The sequence below is a fragment of the Pseudomonas sichuanensis genome, assembly GCF_003231305.1.
In the GTDB taxonomy this organism is placed as follows: Bacteria; Pseudomonadota; Gammaproteobacteria; order Pseudomonadales; family Pseudomonadaceae; genus Aquipseudomonas; species Aquipseudomonas sichuanensis.
The window spans coordinates 1-8,529 of record NZ_QKVM01000095.1 but is presented as its reverse complement, the minus strand read 5'-3'; the positions used below and the strand labels follow the sequence as shown (position 1 = coordinate 8,529).

General features: G+C 61.0%; 8 protein-coding genes and 2 pseudogenes. All 10 read left to right on the top strand.

What is annotated here, in order from left to right:
* Positions 1-22: 22 nt before the first annotated feature.
* A pseudogene (locus tag DM373_RS29885) lies at positions 23-1,954 on the top strand (hypothetical protein); the annotation flags it as partial.
* A gap of 144 nt (positions 1,955-2,098) precedes the next feature.
* Positions 2,099-3,697, top strand: a pseudogene (locus DM373_RS29880) (hemagglutinin repeat-containing protein); the annotation flags it as partial.
* A gap of 40 nt (positions 3,698-3,737) precedes the next feature.
* The gene (locus DM373_RS28875; protein ID WP_167409881.1) at positions 3,738-4,232 is read left to right on the top strand and encodes a DUF6883 domain-containing protein; all 495 of its coding nucleotides are present in this window, start codon (positions 3,738-3,740) and stop codon (positions 4,230-4,232) included.
* A gap of 10 nt (positions 4,233-4,242) precedes the next feature.
* Positions 4,243-4,440: a DUF4926 domain-containing protein gene (locus tag DM373_RS27880; protein ID WP_110996554.1), complete on the top strand. Its 198-nt coding sequence runs from the start codon at positions 4,243-4,245 to the stop codon at positions 4,438-4,440.
* 51 nt (positions 4,441-4,491) lie between these two features.
* On the top strand, positions 4,492-4,866 hold the full coding sequence (locus DM373_RS27875) for a hypothetical protein (RefSeq protein WP_110996553.1): 375 nt from the start codon (positions 4,492-4,494) through the stop codon (positions 4,864-4,866).
* Between the two features lie 144 nt (positions 4,867-5,010).
* Positions 5,011-5,202, top strand: a complete 192-nt coding sequence (locus DM373_RS27870) for a hypothetical protein (protein WP_110996552.1) — start codon at positions 5,011-5,013, stop codon at positions 5,200-5,202.
* Positions 5,203-5,318: 116 nt separating this feature from the next.
* On the top strand, positions 5,319-5,984 hold the full coding sequence (locus DM373_RS27865) for a hypothetical protein (protein WP_110996551.1): 666 nt from the start codon (positions 5,319-5,321) through the stop codon (positions 5,982-5,984).
* 5 nt (positions 5,985-5,989) lie between these two features.
* Positions 5,990-6,460: a hypothetical protein gene (locus tag DM373_RS27860; protein WP_110996550.1), complete on the top strand. Its 471-nt coding sequence runs from the start codon at positions 5,990-5,992 to the stop codon at positions 6,458-6,460.
* A gap of 99 nt (positions 6,461-6,559) precedes the next feature.
* Positions 6,560-6,991: a hypothetical protein gene (locus DM373_RS27855; RefSeq protein WP_110996549.1), complete on the top strand. Its 432-nt coding sequence runs from the start codon at positions 6,560-6,562 to the stop codon at positions 6,989-6,991.
* A gap of 448 nt (positions 6,992-7,439) precedes the next feature.
* Positions 7,440-8,081 carry a hypothetical protein gene (locus tag DM373_RS27850; protein WP_110996548.1) on the top strand — a complete coding sequence of 214 codons (642 nt, stop codon included), beginning with the start codon at positions 7,440-7,442 and terminating at the stop codon, positions 8,079-8,081.
* The last annotated feature ends 448 nt before the right edge of the window (positions 8,082-8,529 follow it).

The window sequence follows — 8,529 nt, the reverse complement described above, 5'->3', positions numbered from 1 at the left end:
TGCGCAGGTACGCAACCAAGGGGTGATCGAGGCCGGGGTCGAGGCGGACAAGCGCCGCAACGACAACGCCGACCTGACCCTGACCAGCACTGGCCTGGTCAACAGCGGCCAGATCGTGGCCAGCCGCGACCTGAGCGTGACCGTCAACGACACCCTGGTGAATAGCGGCGGCCTCAAGGGCCAGCGCCAGACCGTGGTGGCCGACACCCTGGACAACCGCGGCGGCAAGGTGCTCGCGGACAGCGAGCTGAAGGTCACCAGCCGGGTGCTGGACAACCGCGCAGCCGGCGCCCTGAGCAGCGACGGCAGCACCACCGTGACCGCCCGTGAACGCCTGGACAATCAGGGCGGCAGCGTGGTGGGCAACACCGTCGAGGCCACCTTCGACCGGCTCGACAACCAGGGCGGCAGCCTGATCGCTCGGGAGGGTGAGGCGACCGTTACCGCCCACCAGCAACTGAACAACGGCGGCGGTACGTTGCAGGCCAAGACCCACCTGCAGGTCAACGGCGGCGAGCTGCTCAACCAGGGCGGCGCGCTGTTGGGCGCCAGTGTCACCCTCGATGGCACGTCCTTGGAGAACGGCCAGAAGGGCCGGGTGGTGGCTGATGAAGGTGAGCTGAAGGTCAAGGCCAGCGGGGCCGTGAACAACAGTGGCGGGCGCTTGCAGGCGACTGTCGCGAACGTGGACATCAGCGCCGCCAGCCTGGATAACCAGAGCGGCGTGGTGGTCGGCCAGCAGGCGGTGAAGGTCACTGCCTCCGGCGGCACCCTCGACAACCGCGCCGGCCAATTGCTCGGCAGCCGCCTGGAGCTGACCGCCGACACCGTCGACAACCGGGTGGGCGGGCAGGTCCTGGCGGGCAGCGAGGGCCTGCTGATCAAGGCCGCAACCGTGCGCAACCAGCAAGGCAAGCTGCTGGCCGGTGGCTCATTGGCCGAGCTGCTGCTCGGGTCAGGTCGCCTGGACAACCAGCAGGGCAACTTGACCGCCAGCGCCATCACCTTGGTGGCCGGCGATGCCGACAACAGCGGTGGCACCCTGGCCAGCTTGGCCGGCAACCAGCAGCTGGCGGTGCAGCGCCTGATCAACCGTAGCGGTCTGATCGAAGCCAGCCAGGCCATCGAGCTCGATGGCCAGACCCTGGACAACAGTCAGAACGGGCGAGTTATCGCCCATGCTGGCGACAAGACCCGCATCGAGCTGGGCGGCGAACTGGATAACCGCGGCGGGCGTATCGCCAGCGCCACCACCGACCTTGAGGTCAAGGCCGCCAGCCTGTTGAACCAGGGCGGCACCCTCGAACACGTGGCCCAGGGCAACCTGCTGATGAAGGCGGCCAGCTTCAGCAGCAATCAGGGGACGGTCAGTGGCCTGGGCCGCGGCACCTGGACCTTCGGCAGCGTCGACGGCGTCGGCACTTGGCACACCAATGCCGGCCTGGACATCAGCGGCCTGCAGCACCTGACCCTGAACAACGGCGAGCGCATCGCCAGCGCTGGCGACCTGCGCCTGGCCGGCGTGCAACTGAGCAATGCCGGGGAGCTGGTGACCGACGGCAAGCTGACCCTGGAGATGACCGGCGACCTGCTCAACCAAGGCCTGTTCTCCAGCCTGAAGGCTATGGGCATCAACGGCAACAACCTGACCCAGGACGGTGGCCGCATCGCCAGCAAGGAGGCGATGAAGCTGACGCTGGACGGTGCGTTGAGCAACCGTGGCCGGCTGACCAGCAGCCAGACCCTGGCCATCACCGCCGCCAGCATCGACAACCAGGGCACCCTCGGCGCCCAAGGCAAAACCACCCTGTATGCCCGCAGCGCAATCACCAACCAGCAGGACAGCCTGCTGTTCGCCGGTGGCCCGCTGGAGCTGCGCGGCACCAGCCTGCTCAATCGCTACGCCGACATCTACAGCAAGGGTGACCTGAGTTTTGCAGCACTCGATGGCGGTAAGGCTGCCAGCCTGCAGAACCTCTCGGGCAGTATCGAGAGCGAAGGCAATATCGACCTCAAGGTCGATTCGCTGGAAAACGCCAAGGCCATCTTCGTCCCCGGCCGCACCATCGCCAATCGCTACATCCGCATCAACTGCACCGACTGCAGCGGTGACCATCACACCGGCACCTACATCGTCACCACCACCTACAAGGGCACCATCGAAAGCGATTCGCCAGCCGCACGCTTGCTGGCCAACCGCGACATGACCCTTGAGGCCACCACGGTGGACAACCGCCAGAGCCTGCTGGCGGCCAACGGCAAGCTGACCGCGAACGCGGTGAACTTCTACAACCGTGGCCTGACCCTGGACAGGGAGATCGAGGAGGTCAGCTACTGGCTGCTTGGGGTAAGTCAGGGTGCCTACCGCGTCACCGAGGCCGCCACCAACGCCTGGAACGCGCAATACGCCGGGTTGCCCATCGCGCAGCAGGCGCCGATCCCCACCGCGGTCACCCAGTATCCGGTGTCGAGCAGGACCAGCCAGGTGCTGCCCGGCACCGACACCGCCTACGCCGGCACTGTCCAGGCCGGCGGCACTCTGGCACTGAATGTCAGTGGCGAGCTGGTCAACGGCACCCTCGATGCGCAGAGCAATGCCCAGCTTACCGGCAAGGCGCTGGACAGCACGGCCATGGGCGCGGGTGGCGTGCGTATCACCCTCGGCACCCAGGCTGGCGATCCGGGCCTGCCCACCGACGTCAAGCGGGTCGAAACCATTGGCGCCGACGGCAACACCCAGGTCAGCTTCGTCCCGGTGGACTTCAGCGGCGCACCCTTCGTCAGTGTCGACCCGACTGCCTTGCCGAGCTTCCGCCTGCCCCAGGGCGAATATGGCCTGTTCGTCCGCAACCAGGGATCGAACGCCCGCTACCTGATCGAAACCAACCCCGAGCTCACCGACCTGGGCCGCTTCATGGCCTCGGACTACCTGCTCGGCCACCTTGGTTTCGACGCCGATCAGGCCTGGCGCCGTCTTGGCGACGGCCGCTACGAAACCCGCCTGGTCGCCGACGCGGTACGCGCACAGATCGGCCAGCGCTTCCTCGCCGACGGCCTGAGTAGCGACTACGAGCAGTTCAAGTACCTGATGGACAACGCCGTGGCCAGCAAGGACGCCCTCGGCCTGAGCGTGGGTGTGGGCCTCACCAGTCAGCAAGTCGCGGCGTTGACCCATGACATCGTGTGGATGGAGGAGCGGGTTGTCGATGGCGAGAAGGTGCTGGCCCCGGTGCTGTACCTGGCCAAGGTCGATTCGCGCAATCTGCGCGGTGGCAGCCTGATCCAGGGCCGTGACCTGGAGCTGGTTACCGGTGGTGACCTGAAGAGCGTCGGTACCTTGCGGGCGGGGAATGATCTGACGGCAGTGGCCGGTGGCAGCCTGTACCAAGGCGGCCTGGCCCAGGCCAATGAACACCTGGCGCTGATGGCCCAGGACAGTATTCGCAATGCCCTGGCGGGCGAGATCCGTGGCAACCAGGTCGATCTGGTGGCGCTCAAGGGCGACATCCTCAATGACCGTACCGCCGCCGAAGTGGCGGTCGGCGGGGGCCGCAAGACCCATGTGGATGCTGGTTCACTCATCGAGGCGCGCGGCAGTCTGGCGATGAATGCCGCCGGCAACCTGACCAACAAGGGGCGGATCAGCAGCGGGGGGGATCTGACGGCACAGGCTGGTGGCGACCTCAACCTGCTCGCCGTATGGGGATGGTACGGCCTTCGCCTTGCAAGTTTTACAGATGGCCGCCGCAGGTAATCTGGCGAAGAATGCTAGGGTTGGCGGTGCAAAAGCAACAGGCGAGGTAGCTACTACCGTGCCGCGCACTCCGCTAGCAGGTCCGACAGGTAACTGGAAAAATTACACTCACGCAGAGGCTGTCATTCAGACCCAAGCATCGGGCCGGTTGGTAAATGCAGAAAAAGCGGTTATTGATCCGGGCAAAGTGACATCTTATGCATTGAACACAGCGCATCCTGTTGGCGGTAACAAAGCAAAGGTCTTTGAGTCGGCGTTGGGCTATAATCAAACGAATGCTGCAAGTTTAATAACGAAAGTGCAGGAGGGTGCAAGGCTGTATCCTGCGAAGTTAGGTGCTTCTGATAAATTTGGTCAGCGTATAACTATAGATATGCCAATAACAGGTCCAAACGGTAATACCGCAACCGTCCGTACAGGCTGGATATATGATCCGGGCTCTGCAACACCTAGGATGACGACCCTCTATGTCAAGTAAGGAGTATAAGGTGGACTATTCGCTTTTTGACGTGGTTGTGTTAGTCGAGGATATCCCGGAGGAGGGGTTGCGAGCAGGTATGAAGGGGGCGATTATTGAGGTCTATAGACAGCCAGTTGAGGGATATGAAGTAGAATTTTGTGACGAGCAGGGACGCACCGTTGCGCAGTTGGCATTATCCTCTGATCAATTCCAACTCTATAAGTAGGTGTAAAAGGGACATCTACGGCACCAGGCGGGCACTACCTGGCTCACTCGTATGCAGGATCACATCGTCGACCTTGGCACGAACGGTGCTAAGGTCGATGGACAGTTGGCCAAAATGGCGCTGGATATACGGGTTCAGCCAGGCGGTGTCGACGCAGCCCGACAACTCATCGAATTCGGTGCCGAGAACAAAAGCGAGCTGAGCCGGTTAGAGTATGGGGATGGTGCGGCCTTCGTCTTGCAAGTTTTACAAATGGCCGCCGCAGGTAATCTGGCGAAAAATGCCAGGGTTGGCGGTGCAACAGATGCTGGCACCATCAGTGCTGGGCCTAAAGTCCCTCCAATATTGCAAACGCTGTCAAATCCACCTTTATCTGCTTACTACAAAGCCTCTCGTCTTTCGCTGCTCGCTTTGGTCGTGGCCTGAGCGAGCAGGGTATCGAGCATCTGCGCAACGAATTTTTGTTGGCTCTTGGGCAGTTGGTCGATGGCCTCCAATTGCTGCTGCCATTTCGGAGCAGGGCCACGTTTACGCACAGTGGTTTCCTGCTGCTAAACCGGCGGTTTCAACATGATCGGCGACTGGTCCTTGGGCAAGTACCCTGATGGCAGCCTGCAGAACGTCATGGTGCATGCCTTGTTTGGTGGTCTGGTTGCCGAGGCCTCGGGCAGCGACTTCATGACCGGTGCCAACGAGGCGTTGAGCAAGGCCTTGTCGAAAAAGGTCGGGGGCGAGGAGAACTTCGAGTTGATGGCATCCTAGATTGTTGGGGTGTTGGCGGTGGTGGCAGTGGATGGCGATTTGTCTACAGGCGCCGAGATTGCGAAATATATGCCACGGCATACAACCAGCAGGTCCACCGACAAGCGAAGGAGCGCTTGGAGCGTGGGCTGAAAGTCCTGCAAGCGCAGGGCAAGTACCTCAACCTCGATGCTGACACCGTGTTGGTCGATCTGCGCAAGATTGCCGATGGTGAGGTGTCGAGCATCAAGGAACTCAACCCGGACGTGCTTGCATTCCTGGGTGCTGAATTTTCACCTGGAAGCATGAGGGAGACGTTGTTCGAGGCAGAGCGGTGGGAGCAATACGCCGAGATCGCCATCGACTTGATGTTCCCTTCGCCGGCGGGTAAAACGGCTGCTGTGCAGCGCATTGGCGGGAAGCTTTCCAAAGAAGCGCTAGCTGCGTTGGAGGCGAAGTTTGGCGCTGACTTGTTGGTTGTCGGAGCGAAAACGCCAGCAACCGTCGGCGATATCAAGACCGTTGTCTCCTCTGCCCAGGCCGCTTACAAGGGGACGACCGTGGTCGGTCATGCGCTGTCAAAACATGCCGGCAGAAATCCAGGGATATGGGGGAAGGTCACCGGCTCGATGACGACGTGGAACGAACAGGCAATGAAACACCTGCGCGAGATCAGCCGAGCTCCCGGCGACTACCAGAAGGTAACTACAGACAAAGGCTTGACGTTCATGGAAAAGCGTCTGCCTGATGGTCGTGGTGTGCGGCTTAACATGGATGGGACTTTCAAGGGCTTTGTGGATTGATTTCTATGTCTGAATCCTATGAGGTTGTGTTTGAACAGGTCGCAATGGGCGACTTGCCAGGTGTATTGGCACATCTGCAAGCAAGCGCAGACGCTGTGCTTGAGCTGACCGTCTCTGAGTACCTCGGCGACTCGGGAAAGGACGGCATCGATAAGGCGCTTATCGAGGTGATCATTGCCCATGCAAGCGATGTGTGCCTGACAGCACAACTTCATGGCTTTCAGGTGTCGGAGCATATCAGCCTTGCTGTCGTGCTGTTGAGAGTGCTCAAGTACGGGGGGGCGGTGGATGTCGAACTGTCCTTCGATACTGTTACTCCGGCCGACGTGGAGCATGTGATGTTTGCCATGCAAGCGTATGCCAAGGCGCTGTCGGCCGATTTTCATGTCACCGCATTTTTCGGCGGGTTGGAACCGGCGGCGGATATTGAGAGTCGCTATTTTACAGGCGATGTACTGGGGCCTCTGGGTGTTTGAGCGGCAGGGGCCGTACGTCTGCTGGAATCAGGATGGGTGATGAGCTTCAAGTTCTTTGTCGTTTCCAAGGCGCGGGATCAATTACCCGCGTGAGCAGCGTTGCTCGCGGATGCCTGGGGTGACCTGCCGGTGTCCTATATGCAAGGGGATGAAAATCTGAACAAGGCGTCTTTCATTGATGCAAAGGTCAACAAATGGGAAGTCAACCGTCGCTGGGGTGACGTCTATGGAATTGAGCCGACCGTCAGGGTCGAACTCCTTAAGGGCGATGCCCTGAAAACCTATGTCACTGACGAAAAATGGGTGCCTGAGGTTGATCTTGAAGCCGATCGACTGGTTGTTTTGGAGCGCGATGAGGGTGGGAGTGAAATTGATGATGTTCTCGCCATCGCGTTGCTCAGCGTGTTTGCAAGGGGTGGGGAGTGCTATCGGTTGGAAGAGGGCTTGTACAGGCTAGGAGAAGCGTTCTTCTCGGCATTGCCCTCGAAAGACACCATCAGGGCGGCTATCGAAGCGGGGCCTGAAGCTTAGAGACCCAGTGAGCGTGAAGAACATTCTTTTTCCTGGCGTGCTCCAGTCAGCCCAGGTGTGTCCATGGCAGGCATTCCCCTTGGCATGAGCGTTGAGCGCTTTTAGCACGTATTGTCGGGCTACCGGTGGACGTCGAAACTGTCCTCTGAAACTGTGCCGCCGGCTGATGCGGGGCGTGTGATGCTTGCCATGCAAACCTACGCCAAGACGTTGTCGGCGGGCTTTCAAACCGCAGCATTTTACGGTGGGTTGGAACCTGCAGCGCGGATCCCGCAAGCCGGTATTTTTCAGGCGATGTACCGGGGCCCCTGGGCGTTTGAAGCGCATGCCTGGGTGATGTGCCGGTGTCCAACATGCAAAGTCATGAAAACCTGAGCCCGGTTTCTCTCCTACCCTGAAGCCTTGAACGTAACACCTCGACCAGGGTTTCAGCCTTCAAGGAGCTTCGATGAATAAAGTGTCGGCGTGTTTGGGCCCTCTGATCGTTCTGTCGCTGGCAGCATGCTCAAGCATCCCTTCCCAGCCATACCAGGAGCCGGCCGACTCCACACCCACCGCGCGCATGCGGGTGATCAGCAACTCGGACGTGTTTGGTGACAGCGTCACGGGGCGATGCGCGCCGAACCTGCGCCACCAGATGGTCCAGGCCGGGCGGTTCTCGGCGGGGCGGGCAGTGGAAAATTATCCGCAGTTTCCAAAGGCTCCGGCCCAACTGGGCATGCCCCAGCGCCTGTCGCCGCCGTTGCTCAGCCTGACGCCGACCGTACGCATGGCCGAAGGCCGGCTCGAGGAGGTAGTCGCCGAATACCGGGTGCCGACTTCGGCGCCGTTCCAGCTTGCAACTACGGGGGCGGGGGCCGGTACGTCGCTGGGCAGGGGGATCTACTGTGCCGAAGAGGCCAGGGTCTACAACCTGGAGGCGGGGCGCGACTACGAAGTGACGATCGGCATGGGCGCCATCGGCCAGGGTGAGAATGCCCGCCTGGCCTGCCGCTTCGATGTGCGTCTGCTGACCCCACTCGGCCCGGGCGACATGCTGATGCCGGTACCTGTGGCGGGGGCGGCAGCGCCGAGGAAGTTTTGCGATTGAATGGTGATCGGGATCGTTGATGGGAGCGCTTGAGCTGAGTGAAAGCGCTTGGGAGCGGTAACAGTGGAATAAAAGTGATATTAAATTGACGTCAAGATGATGTCTAAATAATATCACCGCTCATTTTCCGAGCGCCCAAAGCAAGCTCGTTGGTGTCGTGCCAACGCCAGAGGCCGCTTTTTGAGTGGCCTGTGCACCCTTGAGGATTGCACGGCCTGCTCGAAGCTCCGCTTTGGCTTCTTCATCTGCCCCCCTGATTCACGAGACCTGACATGGACGTTCGCTTCTTTGCCTTCCTGGCCGGCCGCCCCTCGGCCGCCATTCAGCCCCGTGAGCAGTTCTGCGGCCTGCCCAAGCGTGCCCTGGCCTTGCTGCTGGCCAACGTCATGTTCTGGCAGCCGTTGTGGGCCCAGGCCGACGGCATCGCGGTCAGCGCGCCGGGCACCAG

Coding starts and splice junctions, on each gene's coding strand:
- DM373_RS27875 (WP_110996553.1), top strand. CDS start 4,492: ATGCAGGATCACATCGTCGACCTTGGCACGAACGGTGCTAAGGTCGAT.
- DM373_RS27870 (WP_110996552.1), top strand. CDS start 5,011: ATGATCGGCGACTGGTCCTTGGGCAAGTACCCTGATGGCAGCCTGCAG.
- DM373_RS28875 (WP_167409881.1), top strand. CDS start 3,738: ATGGCCGCCGCAGGTAATCTGGCGAAGAATGCTAGGGTTGGCGGTGCA.
- DM373_RS27860 (WP_110996550.1), top strand. CDS start 5,990: ATGTCTGAATCCTATGAGGTTGTGTTTGAACAGGTCGCAATGGGCGAC.
- DM373_RS27850 (WP_110996548.1), top strand. CDS start 7,440: ATGAATAAAGTGTCGGCGTGTTTGGGCCCTCTGATCGTTCTGTCGCTG.